This window comes from Pseudomonas sp. DSV-1 (assembly GCF_035830915.1).
GTDB lineage: Bacteria > Pseudomonadota > Gammaproteobacteria > Pseudomonadales > Pseudomonadaceae > Aquipseudomonas.
Window position 1 is genome coordinate 2,251,924 of sequence record NZ_JAYMYG010000001.1, and the last position, 15,662, is coordinate 2,267,585.

General features: G+C 60.7%; 17 protein-coding genes. 11 read left to right on the forward strand and 6 right to left on the reverse strand.

Annotation, left to right across the window (positions count from 1 at the left end; all coding sequences use genetic code 11):
- Nucleotides 1-37: 37 nt before the first annotated feature.
- Nucleotides 38-736, reverse strand: a complete 699-nt coding sequence (locus VSQ83_RS10670; protein WP_219263099.1) for a CoA transferase subunit A — start codon at nt 734-736, stop codon at nt 38-40.
- Between the two features lie 133 nt (nt 737-869).
- Between VSQ83_RS10670 and VSQ83_RS10675 the strand changes: the two genes are divergently transcribed.
- Nucleotides 870-1,811, forward strand: coding sequence for a LysR family transcriptional regulator (locus tag VSQ83_RS10675; protein WP_219263098.1), 942 nt, complete (start codon nt 870-872; stop codon nt 1,809-1,811).
- Nucleotides 1,812-1,983: 172 nt separating this feature from the next.
- Here VSQ83_RS10675 and VSQ83_RS10680 read toward each other — a convergent pair whose 3' ends face one another.
- Together VSQ83_RS10680 and VSQ83_RS10685 are read right to left on the reverse strand one after the other, a co-directional pair.
- Complete coding sequence (locus VSQ83_RS10680) at nt 1,984-2,811, reverse strand: alpha/beta fold hydrolase (RefSeq protein WP_219263097.1); 828 nt, start codon at nt 2,809-2,811, stop codon at nt 1,984-1,986.
- Between the two features lie 17 nt (nt 2,812-2,828).
- On the reverse strand, nt 2,829-4,160 hold the full coding sequence (locus VSQ83_RS10685; protein WP_326426588.1) for a spinster family MFS transporter: 1,332 nt from the start codon (nt 4,158-4,160) through the stop codon (nt 2,829-2,831).
- Between the two features lie 747 nt (nt 4,161-4,907).
- Between VSQ83_RS10685 and VSQ83_RS10690 the strand changes: the two genes are divergently transcribed.
- The 10 genes from VSQ83_RS10690 to VSQ83_RS10735 all read left to right on the forward strand — a co-directional run bounded on the left by VSQ83_RS10690 (nt 4,908) and on the right by VSQ83_RS10735 (nt 13,185).
- The gene (locus VSQ83_RS10690; RefSeq protein WP_326426590.1) at nt 4,908-5,642 is read left to right on the forward strand and encodes an SDR family NAD(P)-dependent oxidoreductase; all 735 of its coding nucleotides are present in this window, start codon (nt 4,908-4,910) and stop codon (nt 5,640-5,642) included.
- Nucleotides 5,643-5,672: 30 nt separating this feature from the next.
- On the forward strand, nt 5,673-6,446 hold the full coding sequence (locus VSQ83_RS10695) for an SDR family NAD(P)-dependent oxidoreductase (RefSeq protein WP_133076896.1): 774 nt from the start codon (nt 5,673-5,675) through the stop codon (nt 6,444-6,446).
- Nucleotides 6,447-6,456: 10 nt separating this feature from the next.
- Nucleotides 6,457-7,086, forward strand: coding sequence for a nuclear transport factor 2 family protein (locus tag VSQ83_RS10700; protein WP_019826411.1), 630 nt, complete (start codon nt 6,457-6,459; stop codon nt 7,084-7,086).
- Nucleotides 7,087-7,095: 9 nt separating this feature from the next.
- Entirely contained in the window at nt 7,096-8,169 is a 1,074-nt protein-coding gene (locus VSQ83_RS10705; RefSeq protein ID WP_133076895.1) for an alkene reductase, read from the forward strand.
- Between the two features lie 30 nt (nt 8,170-8,199).
- Nucleotides 8,200-8,343 carry a hypothetical protein gene (locus VSQ83_RS10710; RefSeq protein ID WP_326426592.1) on the forward strand — a complete coding sequence of 48 codons (144 nt, stop codon included), beginning with the start codon at nt 8,200-8,202 and terminating at the stop codon, nt 8,341-8,343.
- Between the two features lie 241 nt (nt 8,344-8,584).
- Complete coding sequence (locus VSQ83_RS10715; RefSeq protein ID WP_133076888.1) at nt 8,585-9,478, forward strand: VOC family protein; 894 nt, start codon at nt 8,585-8,587, stop codon at nt 9,476-9,478.
- Nucleotides 9,479-9,488: 10 nt separating this feature from the next.
- Complete coding sequence (locus VSQ83_RS10720; RefSeq protein ID WP_326426595.1) at nt 9,489-10,364, forward strand: CoA transferase subunit A; 876 nt, start codon at nt 9,489-9,491, stop codon at nt 10,362-10,364.
- 11 nt (nt 10,365-10,375) lie between these two features.
- Nucleotides 10,376-11,173 carry a CoA-transferase subunit beta gene (locus VSQ83_RS10725; protein ID WP_326426597.1) on the forward strand — a complete coding sequence of 266 codons (798 nt, stop codon included), beginning with the start codon at nt 10,376-10,378 and terminating at the stop codon, nt 11,171-11,173.
- Between the two features lie 15 nt (nt 11,174-11,188).
- Entirely contained in the window at nt 11,189-12,094 is a 906-nt protein-coding gene (locus VSQ83_RS10730; RefSeq protein WP_219263090.1) for an enoyl-CoA hydratase, read from the forward strand.
- Complete coding sequence (locus VSQ83_RS10735; RefSeq protein WP_326426599.1) at nt 12,091-13,185, forward strand: NAD(P)H-dependent flavin oxidoreductase; 1,095 nt, start codon at nt 12,091-12,093, stop codon at nt 13,183-13,185. Before VSQ83_RS10730 ends, VSQ83_RS10735 begins: the two co-directional genes overlap by 4 nt.
- Nucleotides 13,186-13,278: 93 nt before the next feature.
- On the opposite strand, the gene VSQ83_RS10740 is transcribed toward VSQ83_RS10735, so the two are convergent.
- The 3 genes from VSQ83_RS10740 to VSQ83_RS10750 form a co-directional block, all read right to left on the reverse strand.
- Entirely contained in the window at nt 13,279-14,046 is a 768-nt protein-coding gene (locus VSQ83_RS10740; protein ID WP_219263087.1) for an SDR family oxidoreductase, read from the reverse strand.
- A 23-nt stretch (nt 14,047-14,069) separates the two neighbouring features.
- Nucleotides 14,070-15,137, reverse strand: a complete 1,068-nt coding sequence (locus VSQ83_RS10745; RefSeq protein WP_219263082.1) for a phosphotransferase family protein — start codon at nt 15,135-15,137, stop codon at nt 14,070-14,072.
- Between the two features lie 190 nt (nt 15,138-15,327).
- Nucleotides 15,328-15,642, reverse strand: coding sequence for an SCP2 sterol-binding domain-containing protein (locus VSQ83_RS10750; protein ID WP_095000408.1), 315 nt, complete (start codon nt 15,640-15,642; stop codon nt 15,328-15,330).
- Between the last annotated feature and the right edge of the window lie 20 nt (nt 15,643-15,662).

A 15,662-nucleotide genomic window follows, 5' to 3' on the forward strand; every position in this document is an offset into this window, starting at 1 on the left:
TGTTCTCCGTGCTCGGGTTCAGGAGTTGGGCAGGGGATCAGGAACGCTCGGTGAGCTGTTCGATGCGTTTTTCGAAGGTGCCGCAAATGATCCGGTCGACGTAGATGCCCGGGGTGTGGATCTGGCTCGGGTCCAGCTCGCCGGGCTCGACGATTTCTTCGACTTCAACCACGGTAATCCTGCCGGCAGTGGCGGCCAGCGGATTGAAGTTCTGCGCGGTGTGGCGGTAGATCACATTGCCGAAGTGGTCGGCTTTCCAGCCTTTGACAATGGCGAAATCGCCCGTGATGGACTCTTCCATCAGGTAGGCGCGGCCCTTGAACTCGCGGGTTTCCTTGCCGTCGGCAACCGGAGTGCCGACGCCGGTTGCGGTAAAAAATGCCGGAATGCCGGCACCGCCAGCGCGCATTTTTTCGGCCAGGGTGCCTTGGGGCGTCAGTTCGACTTCGATTTCACCGCTCAGCAGCTGCTTCTCGAACAGGGCGTTTTCACCCACGTACGAGGCGATCACTTTGCTGATCTGGCGGTCTTCGAGCAGCACGCCCAGACCGAAACCGTCAACGCCACAGTTGTTCGAAACCACGGTCAGGTCGCGGATGCCCTGACGCTTGATCTCGTTGATCAGGTTTTCGGGGATGCCACACAGGCCAAACCCGCCAGAGATAACGGTCATGCCGTCCTTGAGTCCGGCCAGAGCCTCCTCGTAGGAGCCCACACGCTTGTCGAAACCTGCCATACGCACCTCTCTTGTTTTTAGTGGGCTGTCGTTAGCCGTATGAAGCGAGTGTTACCGGATGCAATTGATTTGTTAAGTTGATTTTTAAGGTGGATTGATAGATAAAACAAATTAATAAGCGGGAGGCAAAACCATGACCGTGAAACAGATCCGCGCCTTTCTTGCCGTGGCCCAAAGCCTGAGTTTTGCCGTGGCCTGTGAACGCCTGCATTTATCGCAGTCGGCCTTGAGCCTGACCATCAAGGCGCTGGAGGAGGGGCTGGGTGGTCGCCTGTTCAGCCGCACCACGCGCCATGTGGCACTGACACCCGAAGGCGAGTCGTTGTTGCCGTTGGCTCGACGCCTGATCGCTGACTGGGACAACGCCGAGGATGAACTGCGCCAGCGCTTCACCCTGCAACGTGGCCGTGTGACCCTGGCGGCGATCCCGTCGTTCTCGGGCAATCAGTTACCGTCGATCCTCAAGGGTTTTCGCGTGCGCTACCCCAAGGTCAACGTCACGGTGAACGACGTCATCAATGAGCAAGTGCTGGAGATGGTGCGCGATCGCCTGGTGGAACTGGGTGTGGCTTTCGAACCGGCACCCGGTTCATCGCTGACTTTCACCCCGTTGTACCTCGACCGTTTTGTCGCGGTGGTGCCCCGTGATTCCGGGCTGGCCGGGCATTCGTTGATTGACTGGAAGACCCTGCTGCAAGAGCCCTTTATTACCCTTCAACGGCCTTCTGCCGTGCGGGTGATGCTGGAGGAGCACCTGCAGGCGCGGCAGATGAAATTGCCGGTGGCATTCGAGAGTCATCAACTGGCCACGGTCGGGCGGATGGTCGCCAGCGGGCTGGGCGTCAGCGTGGTACCGGCGCTGTGCGCCGAGCAGATGCGTGAGCTCGGCGCGTGCTGCATCACCTTGCATGAGCCCGTGGTGGAACGTGCCATAGGCGTGCTGACCAAACCCGGCCATGAGTTGTCAGCGCCAGCCCAGGCCATGTTTGACTGCCTGCTTGAGAGCGGCGGGGTCTTTCAGGTAGGTCGAGGTGATGCCATCGCGAGCAAGCCCGCTCCCACAGTGAGGGTGTAATCATCACTGTGGGAGCGGGCATGTGGAAGCTGGCTTGCCTGCGATGTCGACGACGCGGGCTTCTGGAGCCCATGGGCGCCAGCAACTGAGGGTTCAGCCCGAGCGGGTGTTTGAAGAAGGGAAGGCCGCCCGCAGGCAGCCGTCAGTCATGGGGTGTAAACGGTGATGGCGTTCAGCCGCGTAAAAATTCCAGGCATGCCTTGTTGAAGAGTTCGCGATGTTCTACCTGCACCCAGTGGCCGCACTGGTTGAGCATGATAAAGCGCGCATTGGGCGCGTGGTTCAGCACTTTGAGCGCGCCACTGGCAGGGTTGAAGTTGTCATCGGTGCCCCAGAAACCCAGGATCGGTGCTTGCAGCTCTTCAAGGCGCTCGGTCATGTTCGGCACCAACATGGTGGTGAACAGATTGCGCGGCTGGTGCACGGCCACGGCCACACGTTCTGCCAGAAGGCTGTCGTCCAGCTGCGAGCTGTCGAACAGTTGCAGGCTCATGATCCGGCGCATTTGCTCGATGCCCAGGGGGCCTGCGTTGTACAGTTCGACCATGCGTTGAATGCCGACCATCTTGAAGTAGGTTTCACGATCTTCAACACCGCCGGGGGCCATCAGGACAAGTTTCTCGACGCGCTCGGGTTCTGCCAGCGCCAGGCCCAGGGCAATGGCCCCGCCCAGGGAGTTGCCGAGCAGGGTCGCTCGCTTGACCCCCACCGCCTTGAGAAACCCCGACAGGGCGCTGACGAAGAACTCCAGGTTGTACTGGGCGTCCTCAGGCTTGTCGGAGCGGCCGAACCCCGGCAAATCCAGCACCAGATTGCGAAAACCTGCGGCCACAAACTGCGGGTAGTTGCCTTTGAAGTTGCTGTAGCCGCTGGCGCCCGGTCCGCTGCCATGCAGCCACACCACCACCGGGCCGCTGCCTTCATCGAGAAAGTGCAGGCGCAGGCCGCTGTCCAGTGTCACAAAGTGGCCGATGGGCAGGGGAAGGTCTTGTTCGGTCATCACTCAATCTCCAAAAGTCAGGCTGTGGCCGCGTCAGCCAGCGATGCTGGGGTCGGGGTCTTGTTCATCAGGTGGTTGCGATAGCGCGGCAAGGCCAGGGCCAGGAAAAACGAAGCCAGCACCAGCAGCGAGACACAGGAGGCCAGGGCATAGCGCAGGCCTTCGTTGCCCAGGCGATGGGCGAAGCCGTCACTGAGCATGCCGATCAGCAGCGGGCCGACGCCCACCCCGAGCAGGGTCATGGACATCACGAAAATCGCGGTGGCCTGGGCCAGTCGGGTAGCCGGGAACAGATGGGAAATGGCCCCCAGGCAGGGTGTCGCCCACCATGTGCCGAAAAAGCTGAACACGCTGTAGAAAATAAAGGCGGTCGGTACAGGCGTGCTGCCCACATAAAATGCGGTACCAACCGGCCACAGGAAGTAAGCCAGCGCGAACGGTATGCTGATCAGCGTGCCCAGCAGCGGCACTCCGATCTGCCAGCCCTTGTCACGGCGGGCCAGGCGGTCACACAAAATACCGCAGGTGAGGGTGCCAAAGGTGGCCCCGGCACCGCCCGCCACCCCGGCCAGCAGCCCGGCGTCCTGCAGGCTCAGACCGTGGGAGCGGATCAGAAAGCTGGGGCTCCAGGTGCCGATGGCATAACCGGCAATGGCCGCAGAGCCGCCGGTGAGCACAATCCAGAGGAAGGACGGGGTCTGGAACAGCTCGCGCACCGTGACGGCCCAGTTGGCCTGCGCCACCTGACTGGGGTTGACCAGCATCGCGGGTTTTGGCGCCCGTACGGTGAGCAGCAACAGCAGCCCTAGAAAAATCCCCGGTGCGCCGATCACCACAAATGCAAAACGCCAGCCGTAATGCTGCGCGATCCAGCCCCCCAGCCCCAGCCCGAAAATGGCCCCCAGGCTTGAGCCCAGCATCAGTACCGACAAGGCGGTGGAGCGGCGTTCGGGCGGATACAGATCCGAGACCATTGCCATTGATGGAGCGGTGCCACCGGCTTCACCGATCGCCACCCCGATCCGGGCCACCACCAGCATCGCAAAACTGGCTGCGAAGCCGCAGAAAATGGTCATGACGCTCCAGGCAATACAGCTGAAGGCGATGACTTTCTTGCGTCCGATACGGTCAGAGAGCCGCCCCAAAGGAAAGCCGAAGAGGGTGTAAAACACCGCAAAGGTCACACCTGAAAGCAGGCCGATACCGGTGTCTGAAATGCCGAATTCTGCTTTTACCGGCTCGATCAAAATGGCCATCAGCAGCCGGTCGATGTAGTTGAAGACATAGATGGCAGCCAAAACGCCTAATGCGTAATGAGTTCGCCAGGTGGGGCGCAAGGGTATGGACACGACGGGTTCTCCCGATTTTGTTCTAGTGAATTCGTTATTCCACAAAGTGCTTGACGGGTACATCGTCCATTCAGACCAGCCGGTCATCTTGTGATCGCTGACGAGCGCCGCGGGCCCACGGAGCGGGACCGGAGTGAGGGACACCTGAGCGCAGCGAGGGCCGTACGCTGGGGCAAGGCCTTTTTGGGTACTTTTGTGGCTGTTTGACAAAAGTGCCTCGCTGTAAAAGCGAAACCATCATTTCAGTTAACCGCGAATGCCGGATATGTACCCCGTATGCCAGTTGTTTTGCGATGCGCCCGGCGTCCTGCCGCGCCACCCCCATAACAGCACCTGCATTCGGCCTTCTGTGATGGGCATTCGCGTCGTCTGGACATGGGTGTGGCTCCAGCAAAAGCAAAAATGCATTGCAGTTGCCACAGAACCTTGCGCAAAACGCTATAGCGCCAACATATAAGCCGCTGACGAGCGCCGCGAGGCTGCGTAGCCGTCGTAAATCCGGATGTTGCGATGAATCAGGAAAAGCCGGGGGGCCAGGTTTTGCGGTCGCTACGTCGCAGTGGCGCACCAAACCGATCGCAGCCTCGTTCTACTCGTCAGCGACTACAAGGCGGGTAATGCGCCAACACGGTGTAAGTGCTGCTTAGTCCCATCGGACGATGTTCAGCTTTTTTCTCCAGTCAATGATTGTTCCCATACACCGCCCCGGCTTCAGGGCGGCCGGAATCGGGCAGGCGGGAGAACTCTATGAAATTGCTGAATAAAGTGGCGTTTGTAACGGGCGCTGGTCAAGGCATGGGACGGGCAATCGTTCGTCATTTTGCCGAGCAGGGCGCAAAGGTTGTCGCAGCTGACATCAATCTGGAAGCCGCGCGCCAAAGCATTGAAGGACTGGGCGAAAACGCGCTTGCCGTCAGTTGCAACGTGGCCGACAGCGATTCGGTTGCCACCGCAATGGCCGCCGTTCACGCGCATTTCGGCAGCCTCGACGTACTGGTCAATAACGCGGGCATCGGTTCGATTGACGCTTTCGCGCAGACGCCGGACGAGAACTGGCAGCGTGTCATCGGCGTCAACCTTACCGGTACGTTTTTCTGCAGCCGTGAAGCGGTAAAACTGATGCTGCAGGCCGCCACCCCCGGGGTGGTGATCAATATCTCCAGCACCGCAGCCCTGACCGGTGAAGGTCCCAGCCATTACTGCGCGGCCAAGGCCGGTGTCATGGGGCTGACCCGCAGCATGGCCCGGGAACTGGCAGGCAATGGCATTCGCGTCAACACCATCGTTCCCGGTCCCACCAACACGCCGATGATGGCTGATATTCCGGAGGACTGGATGCAAAGCATGCTCAAGGCCATCCCTCTGGGCCGCATGGGTGAAACCGATGAAATTGCTCGCGTTGCGGCCTTCCTGGCCAGTGATGACGCGGCATTCATTACCGGCCAGAACCTCGCGGTCAACGGCGGCATGGCGTTTATCTAAACGCCGGGCGCAGCAATGGGAGAGCAGATCATGGGTACTCGTTTACACGACAAGATTGCATTTATCACCGGCGCCGGTTCCGGCATCGGTGCTGCTACCGCACTGCGGTTTGCCGAAGAGGGCGCCCTGGTGGTGCTCTGCGGGCGTCGCATCGAGCCGCTGCAAGCGGTCGCCGCACAGATCCGTGACAGCGGCGGTCGCGCCGAGTGCGCGGTGGCCGATGTCAGCAATGAAGCGGCCTATGTCGCAGCCATCAGTGAGGCGGCGCAGCGCCACGGTCGACTGGATATTCTGGTCAATAACGCGATGGCCTACAGCTGGGGCGCGATTGACAGCACTTCGACAGCTGACTGGCATTCCAACTTCGCGACCACCGTGGACGGCACCTTCTGGGGGACGCGCACGGCACTGGGCCTGATGCGCGCTCAGGGCAGCGGCTCGATCATCAATCTGGCCTCGATCTGCGGTCAGTTCGGTACGCCCTGGATGGCGGGCTATTCCGCCGCCAAGGCCGCCGTGATCAATTTCAGTCGCGCCGCCGCCAGTGAGGGCGCGAGCCACAACATTCGCTGCAACGTGGTCAGCCCGGGCGTGGTCGAGACACCCGCCACGGCCGGCATGCTCACCGACGACAAGACCCGCACCAATACCGAAAAACTGATCCCGCTCAAGCGCGTCGGCCAACCCGTAGAAGTGGCCAACGCCATTCTGTTTTTGGCCAGCGATGAAGCCTCGTATGTCACCGGCGCCTGTTTGCCGGTCGATGGCGGGCGCAGCAGCGAGCTGTACACGGTATTGGAATAAGGACCCTTTTATGGAACAGAACGCCTTGCTTGCCCGTCTTGATCGGCTGGAGTCGATTGAGGAAATTCGCCAGTTGGCCGGCAAATACTCGTTGTCGCTGGACATGCGCGACCTCGATGCCCACGTCAATCTGTTTGCCGAAGACATCCGTGTCGGTCGCGAAAAAACCGGGCGTGCGCACCTCAAAGCCTGGGTCGATGACACCCTGCGCGACCAGTTTCATGGCACCTCCCATCACCTTGGTCAGCACCTCATCGAGTTCACCGACCCTGATCACGCCGTGGGCGTGGTGTATTCCAAGAACGAACACGAGACCGGCCCCGAGTGGGTCACCATGCAAATGCTGTATTGGGATGACTACGAGCGGATGCAGGGGCGCTGGTATTTCCGCCGTCGCCTGCCGTGCTACTGGTACGCCAGTGACCTCAACAAACCGCCGATCGGCACGCAAAAGATGCGTTGGCCGGGGCGCGAACCCTATGCCGGTACTTTCCACGACCTGTTCCCGTCCTGGACCGAGTTCTGGGCCCATCGTCCTGACAAGGACCAACTGCCCCAGGTAGCGACAGCAGCCCCGGTCGAACACTTTCTTGCCACCCTGCGCCGAGGGGCTGGCGCACCGAAAATTCGCGTGCGCTGAGGACTGACCATGAGCATTTTGTTTGAACCTGTGCGCCTCGGTGAGCTTGAACTGGCCAACCGTATCGTCATGGCACCGATGACCCGCAGCCGTGCTGACCAGCATGGCGTACCCACTGCCGAGATGGTCGAGTACTACCGCCAGCGTGCGTCTGCCGGGTTGATCGTTGCCGAAGGCACTGCGCCTTCAGCCAGCGGCCTGGGCTATTGCCGTACACCGGCGATTTATAACGCCGGGCAGATCGCTGCCTGGAAGGCCGTGACCGACGCGGTACACGCCGAAGGCGGTCTGATTGTGCTGCAACTGATGCACGTAGGCCGCGCTTCCAGCGCTCACAACAAACCGGCCGGGGCCGCGACGGTTGCGCCGTCGGCCTTGCGCGCACGCACCCAGTTGTTTACCGACACCGCCGGGATGGTCGATACCGACGAGCCCCAGGCCATGTCGCTGCAGGATATAGCCCTGGTGATCGAGGAATACCGCCAGGCTGCTTTGAATGCACGCCAAGCCGGATTTGACGGGGTCGAGTTGCACTGTACCAGCGGTTATCTGCCGATGCAGTTCATGGCGTCGGGCAGCAACCTGCGTGAAGACGAGTACGGTGGCAGCGTCGAGAACCGCGTGCGCTTCCCGGCACAGGTGCTGGCGGCAATGGCTTCGGCCATTGGTGCCGGGCGTGTGGCGCTGCGCTTGTGCCCGGGCAATCCGTTCAATGACATCGATGACGCAGACCCGTTGGCCACCGCCGTGGCGCTGTGCAAGGCCGCCGAGCCTATGGGCCTGGCGTACGTGCATATCATGCGTTCGCCCCTGACTGAGCTGGATGCCTTTGCCCTGGCCCAGCGCCATTGCAGCAACGGCCTGATCCTCAATGACGGTTTCGACGGTGAGTCGGCCGAGGCTGCACTGCAGGCCGGGCAGGGGGATGCAGTGTCGTTTGCCCGTCACTTTATTGCCAATCCGGATCTGGTGGAGCGTCTGCGCAAGGGGCTGCCGCTGGCCCGTTTCGATCGCAAGACCTTGTACTCCCCAGGCCCTGAAGGCTACAGCGATTACCCTCGGGTCGAGGCGGTGGCGCCATGAACGACATGTCACGCATCCGGTTAAGAGTACGTGGCCAACCTGCTGGGCACTGAAGGTTGGCCGGGCGTGCCGCTGTGGTTGGTCGAAGACCCGTCAAATCCGTTTGACGGTGAGTTGTCCGCGTTTGTCGACCGCCAGTCTGGCGAGCACATTGCCGATGCTCCGGGCACTTAGTTTGCTCGTGAAAGTGTCGCGCACCCGCTCATCAAGCGCTTACACAGTGGGAGCCTCGTTCAGTTATCCGGGGATGTTCCAGGGCTGCGACCGACTGCGAAGCGGTTGCAGCCTTCGTTCCTCGTCAGCGGCTAAAGGTTCTCGGTGGTGACACGCTTTAGTCTCAACGGACGATGAGCCCCGCCCCCTTCCTTCCCATACTGCCCTCAGCCAATAAATACAGGCATTGAGGAGCAGGCACATGATCGACATTCGTGGTTTGAGCTACTTCGTTGCAGAGTCTGCAGATCCCGTTCAATGGCAGCGTTACGCCGAGGACGTGCTCGGGATGATGGTCAGCGAAGCCCCCGGCGGCGGCATGTACGTGAAAATGGATGAGCGTCCGTTTCGCATGCTGATCGTGCCTGGCGGCGAGTCGCGCTATCTGGCCTCCGGTTGGGAACTGGCCAGCGAAAAGGCATTCAATGCGGCCATCCAGGTGCTGGATCAGGCCGACGTGAGCTGGCGCCACGGTACGGTCGAGCAGTGTGATCAGCGCGGGGTGCAAGCGCTGCTGCACGTGACCGACCCTTCGGGCAATCGCCACGAATTGAGCTGGGGCCATCGCTCCGATTGCCAACCCTTTGTCTCGCCTCAAGGCGTGCCGGGTTTTATCACCGGCGACATGGGCCTGGGGCACACGGTGCTGCCCGCGCCGAATTTCGACGCCACCCTGGCGTTTGCCAAGGATGTGCTGGGCTTTGAGTTGTCGGACATTTTCAACTTTCGCCCCGACCCTTCGGCACCGCCGATTCGCATCCACTTTCTGCATTGCAAAAACAGCCGCCACCACAGCCTGGCCCTGGCCGAATACCCGGTGCCATCAGGCTGCGTGCATGTGATGGTCGAGGTCGAGTCCATGACCGAAGTGGGCCGCGCCCACGACCGGCATCTGGCCCACGACGTGCAGCTGTCGGCCACCCTTGGCCAGCATCTGAACGACCGCATGACGTCGTTTTACATGAAGACTCCTTCAGGTTTTGACCTGGAATACGGCTATGGGGGCTTGCTGGTGGATTGGCAGGAACACAGCGCTTTTGAATTCACCCGGGTCAGTCTGTGGGGCCATGACTTTTCCGTCGGCCAGCAGCAGTAAGGAGCACTAGATGAACAAGCAAATGACAGCGGCAGACGTGGTCGGCCAATTGCGTGACGGCATGACCATCGGCTTTGGCGGCTGGGGTCCGCGACGCAAACCCATGGCGATTGTGCGCGAGATCCTGCGCTCGGACGTCAAGGACCTGACCGTGGTGGCCTATGGCGGCCCGGAAGTCGGCATGCTCTGCGCTGCCGGTAAGGTCAAGAAACTGGTTTTTGGTTTTGCCACCCTCGATGCGATCCCCCTCGAAGCCTATTTTCGCAAGGCCCGCGAGGCCGGTGAGCTGGAGCTGATGGAACTGGACGAGGGCATGCTGCAATGGGGCCTGCGCGCCGCCGGCATGCGCTTGCCGTTTTTGCCGACCCGTTGCGGCCTGGCCACCGATGTCAGCCGGCTGAACCCCGAGATCAAACAGGTGCAGTCGCCGTATGACGATGGCGAGGTGCTGCTGGCGATGCCGGCGCTGAATCTGGACATCGCTTTCTTGCATGTCAACGTTGCCGACCGCCTGGGCAATACCCTGGTCACCGGTCCCGATCCGTATTTCGACCATCTGTTCGCCCGTGCCGCCAAGCAGTGCTTTGTGTCGTGCGAGCGGATTGAGCAGCGCTTGAGCCTGGATGCTGCCCAGGCCCGCTTCAATACCTTCGAACGCTATCTGGTCAGCGGTGTGGTGCATGCACCGTTTGGTGCACACCCGACGTCGTGCCCGTCCGATTACGGCTGGGACATGAGCCATTTGAAACGCTACAGCGCCAGTGCCGCCGAGGAAGGTGGCTGGGAAGGCTATGTAGCCGAGTATGTGACCCCGGGCGAAAGTGCCTATCAGGCCAGCAATGGCGGTGTCGATCGATTGAGCGCTTTGCCGCTGCCCGTGTTTTAAGGAGCTTGGACATGACTGCTACTAACGAATTTACCCTGGCTGAATTGTTGATCGTGGCTGCCTGTGAAGCCTGGCGTGGCAACGGCGAAGTGATTGCTTCGGGCCTGGGCGTGATTCCGCGCCTGGGGGCGAGCCTGGCCAAACTGACCCACAGCCCTGAACTGTTGATGACCGACAGCGAGGCATTTCTGGTGGAAGAGCCTATCCCGCTGGGGCCGCGTGGTGATTATGTACCGCGCTACTCGGGCTACCTGTCGTTTGAGCGGGTGTTCGAATGCGTATGGGGTGGACGCCGCCACGCCATGATCGGCCCGACCCAGATCGATCGCTGGGGCCAGACCAACCTGTCGTGCATTGGCGACTATCAGAAGCCCAAGGTGGCGATGCTGGGGGTGCGCGGCTTGCCGGGCAACAGCATCAACCATATCAACTCGTTTTTTGTTCCGGCCCATAACACCCGGGCATTTGTGTCGGGTGAAGTGGACATGGTCTCGGGTGTCGGCTTCAAGCCAGAACGCTGGGAAGAAGGCATGCGCCGCAACCTGATGGACATTCGCCTGATCGTGACCGATCTGTGCGTGATGGACTTCGGCGGGCCGGATCGCGCCGTACAGGTGCGCTCCCTGCACCCGGGTGTGAGCTTTGAAGAAGTGCAGGAAAAAACCGGTTTCCCGCTGCTCAAGGCCGCCGATATCAAGCAAACCGTGGCGCCTACGACAGAGCAACTGGCCCTGATCCGCCGCCTGGACCCCCATGACTATCGCGCAGCCGCGCTCAAGGGCAATCCGCCCGGCATTCGTCAGGCCTGAAGGCAAGGAACTCACATGAGCCGCGACAGCGAATTTGTACAGCGGGCTGATACCGCTGTGTATGAAACCGAAGAGCCGGTGCTGTATGGAGTGGCCGATGGTATTGCCACGCTGACCATGAATCGGCCTACCGTGAACAATGCGCAAAACTCGCAGATGACCTATGCCCTGGACGATGCCTTTCGCCGCGCCGTGAATGACGACGCGGTGAAGGTCATCGTGCTGCGCGGCAATGGCAAGCACTTCTCGGCGGGGCATGACATCGGCACCCCTGGGCGCGATATCAACAAACAGTTCGACCGCGCCAGCCTGTGGTGGGATCACACTAACAAACCGGGTGGCGAGTACCTGTATGCCCGGGAGCAGGAGGTGTATCTGGGCATGTGTCGGCGCTGGCGCGAATTGCCCAAGCCGACCATCGCCATGGTGCAGGGCGCGTGCATTGCCGGTGGTTTGATGCTGGCGTGGGTCTGCGATTTGATCGTGGCCAGTGACGATGCCTTCTTTCAGGATCCGGTGGTGCGCATGGGCATTCCGGGGGTGGAGTATTTTGCCCATCCCTACGAACTCAATCCGCGTATAGCCAAGGAATTTTTGTTCACCGGGGATCGCATGAGCGCAGAGCGCGCCTATCAGATGGGCATGGTCAATCGCCTCTTTGCCCGCGAAGCACTGGAGGCGGGCACCTATGCGCTGGCAGCGGCGATTGCCAGGCAGCCGCGCATGGGCCTGGCGCTGACCAAGCAGGCGATCAATCACGTTGAAGATTTGCAAGGCAAGCGCACGGCGATGGATGCGGTGTTTGCCTGGCATCACTTTGCCCATAGTCATAACGAGTTGCTGTCGGGTGACAAGCTTGGGGGCTACGACGCCAAGGCCATGATTGAAGCGAACAAGACGGCTGCGGGAGAGGGTCGATGAGCGAGTACCTGAAAACGGCGTTGACCGATGGGTTGGGCTGTCGCTACCCCATCGTGCAAACCGCGATGGGCTGGGTGGCAGACGCCAATCTGGTGATCGCCAGTACCCGGGCCGGAGCCTTCGGGTTTCTGGCGGGTGCGACCCTTGCTGCGGATCAGCTGGAGGCTGAAATCAAGCGGGTGATCGAGGCCACGGGGGGCAGTAACTTCGGTCTCAATTTCCATATGTTCCAGGAAAACGCCGCGCAGTGCGTGGACCTGGCCATTGAGTACCGCTTGCGCGCCGTCAGTTATGGACGTGGTCCGGACCGCCAGACCATCGACCGTTTCAAAAAAGCCGGGGTGCTGTGTATCCCGACCGTGGGCGCGCTCAAGCACGCGATCAAGGCCGTTGAACTGGGCGCGGACATGATCACGGTGCAGGGCGGCGAAGGCGGCGGGCATACCGGAGGCGTGCCGAGTACCATTTTGCTGCCGCAAGTGCTGGATGCGGTGCGGGTACCGGTGATTGCGGCGGGCGGCTACTCCACCGGGCGCGGACTGGCTGGCGCCCTGGCCAGCGGTGCGGCCGGGATTGCAATGGGCACGCGGTTCCTGATGACCCAGGAATCGCCCACACCCCTTGCCACCCTGGAGCGCTATGTAAAAGTCGCCGATCCCCAACGTATCCGCGTCACCACCGCGGTGGACGGCATGCGCCACCGGATGATCGAGAACGCGTTCATCAATCGTCTGGAAAAGGCCAGCGCCTTTGGCCGTCTTCGAATTGCCCTGGGCAGTGCCTGGCACTGGAAGCAACAGACCGGCATGAGCCTGGGGCATATGCTTGGCGTGTTCGTTCAGTCGGTGAAGGAAGACCCCGGTGCCCTGTCGCAAACCGTGATGGCGGCCAACCAGCCGGTACTGCTGCAGCGCTCGATGGTGGATGGCGTACCGGATGAAGGAATTTTGCCGTGCGGGCAAGTGGCGGCGGCGATTGGCGATCTGAAAAGCTGCCAGGACCTGATCGACGAGATGGTGCAAGAGGCAGAGCGCTGCCTGATGGCGGTAAACATGCGTCATCAGGGATTGGGCGACCGGTATCAGCGTTGAGTGACACAAACTGGCTTGCCTGCGATGCAGGTGCTGCGTTCTGGCAGGCAAGCTGGGTGGATGCCATCGCGAGCAAGCCCGCTCCCACAGGGATCAGGACAGAAACCCGCCATCCACATTCAGCGAAACCCCGGTGGTGTAGCTCGAGGCATCGCTGGCCAGGTACAGCACTGCACCGGCCATTTCACTGGGGGCGGCAACGCGTTTTAGCGGAATATGTTGCAGGACTGACTTGAGGATGGCGTCATTGCTGACCAGTGCCGAAGCAAATTTGGTGTCGGTCAGGCCCGGCAGCAGTGCGTTGCAGCGGATACCGTAGGCGGCACATTCCTTGGCAAACACTTTGGTCATGTTGATCACCGCGGCCTTGGTCATCGAGTACACCCCCTGGAACTCACCCGGTGTGACGCCGTTGATCGAGGCCACGTTGATGATGCTGCCACCGCCGTGCTCGCGCATCAGCTTGCCGGCTTCGACCGACATGAAGAAATAACCCCGAATGTTCACGTCGACGGTTTTCTGGAAGGCCACCGGGTCGGTGTCCAGTACGTGGCAGAACTGCGGGTTGGTGGCGGCGTTGTTGACCAGGATATCGATGCGCCCAAAATCTTCGCGGATGCGCGCAAAGGTGCGGGTGATGTGTTCCATTTCGCCGATATGGCAGGCAATGGCCGTTGCCTTGCCGCCATCGGCGATGATTGCGTCGGCTACAGGCTGGCAGCCTTCGAGTTTGCGGCTGGAGACAATAACGTGGGCACCTTGCTGGGCCAGCAGCCGGGCAATGGCCTCGCCGATACCGCGGCTGGCACCGGAAACAAAAGCGATTTTTCCATCAAGGTCGAACAGTTGAGTCCTGGACATGCTGATTCCTTGTGATCTCGGGCTTAGAGGCTGGAGCGGCCAATGACGTTGAGGCTCATGTGCTCAAGCAGGGCGTTCATCTGTACGAACTGCGCGAAACGTTTGTCCCGGGTCTGGCCGTGGAAGTAGCGGTAGTAGATCTGCTGGACGATACCCGCCAGACGGAACAGGCCGTAGGTGTAGTAGAAATCGTAGTTGTCGATCTCGATTCCCGAGCGCTCAGCGTAGTAATCAACGAACTCGCGGCGGGTCAACATACCGGGGGCGTTGCTCGGCTGGCGCCGCATTCGTTGGATCGGGGCCGGGTCGTCGGCTTCAATCCAGTAGGCGAGGGTGTTGCCCAGGTCCATCAGCGGATCACCCAGGGTGGTCAGTTCCCAGTCCAGCACGCCGATGATCTGCATCGGGTCGGCGGGATCGAGGATCACGTTATCGAAGCGGTAGTCGTTGTGGATGATGCCTGGGGTCGGGTGATCGGCTGGCATGTTGGTCTGCAGCCAGTCCTTGACCGCCTCCCAGCGCGGCGCATCGGGGGTCAGGGCTTTTTCGTAGCGCGCGCTCCAGCCGCTGATCTGACGTTGCACGTAGCCCTGGGGCTTACCCAGATCACCCAGGCCACAGGCGTTGTAATCAACGCGATGCAACTCGACCAGCGTGTCGATAAAGCGCTTGCACAGTGTTCGGGTGGCGTCGGCACCCAATGCCAGCTCCTGGGGCAGATCCGAGCGCAGGATGATGCCCTTGACCCGCTCCATGACATAGAACTCGGAGCCGATCAGGCGTTCGTCGGTGCAATGGGCATAGGCCTTGGGGCAGTAGGGGAAAGCGTCCTTGAGCTGATTAAGGATGCGGAACTCGCGGCCCATGTCGTGGGCAGATTTGGCTTTGTGCCCAAAGGGCGGGCGGCGCAGCACCAGCTCTTTGCCCGGGTAGTCAATCAGGTAGGTGAGGTTGGAAGCACCGCCGGGGAACTGGCTGATCGTGGGTGTCCCCTCAAGATCCGGGATATGGCCCTTGAGGTAAGGATCAATGCGGTTGGCGTCGAGTTCTTCGCCAGGGCGGATGCGGGTGGACGAGTCGGTAAGCGCCATGTTTATCTCTTCTGCTTATATTTGTGGCCTGACAACATTCGTTAATTTAATGGGCAACCAGGGCAGGCGCAGCCTTAATAGGCAGGGGTGTTAATGGGGGATCAGCTCCCTTGATAACCATTGCCTGAGTGAAGCACAGGACAAAAAAAACCGAAGCGCGTGGGCTTCGGTTCTGGGTGTTTCCGGTGGCTTAGGCCGGGAACAGTTCGCTCAGCTTCATGGCCAGCATCATGTCGCCTTCAGCGCGCAGCTTGCCGCCCATGAAAGCTTGCATGCCGTCGGTTTCGCCGCTGACGATGCCTTCCAGGGTTTCGCCGTCCATGACCAGAGTGACCTGGGCGTCCGGGTTTTCACCTTCCTTCAGTTCACAGGTGCTGTCTTTGACGATCAGCGAGAAGTGTTTGTCTTCATCAATGCGAAAACCAAATACCAGGTCCAGGCCTGCAGCAGCGGCTGGGTTGAATTTGGCTTTCATTGCTTGAACGGCATCAGCTACAGAAGTCATGGTTCGATCCTTATATAGGG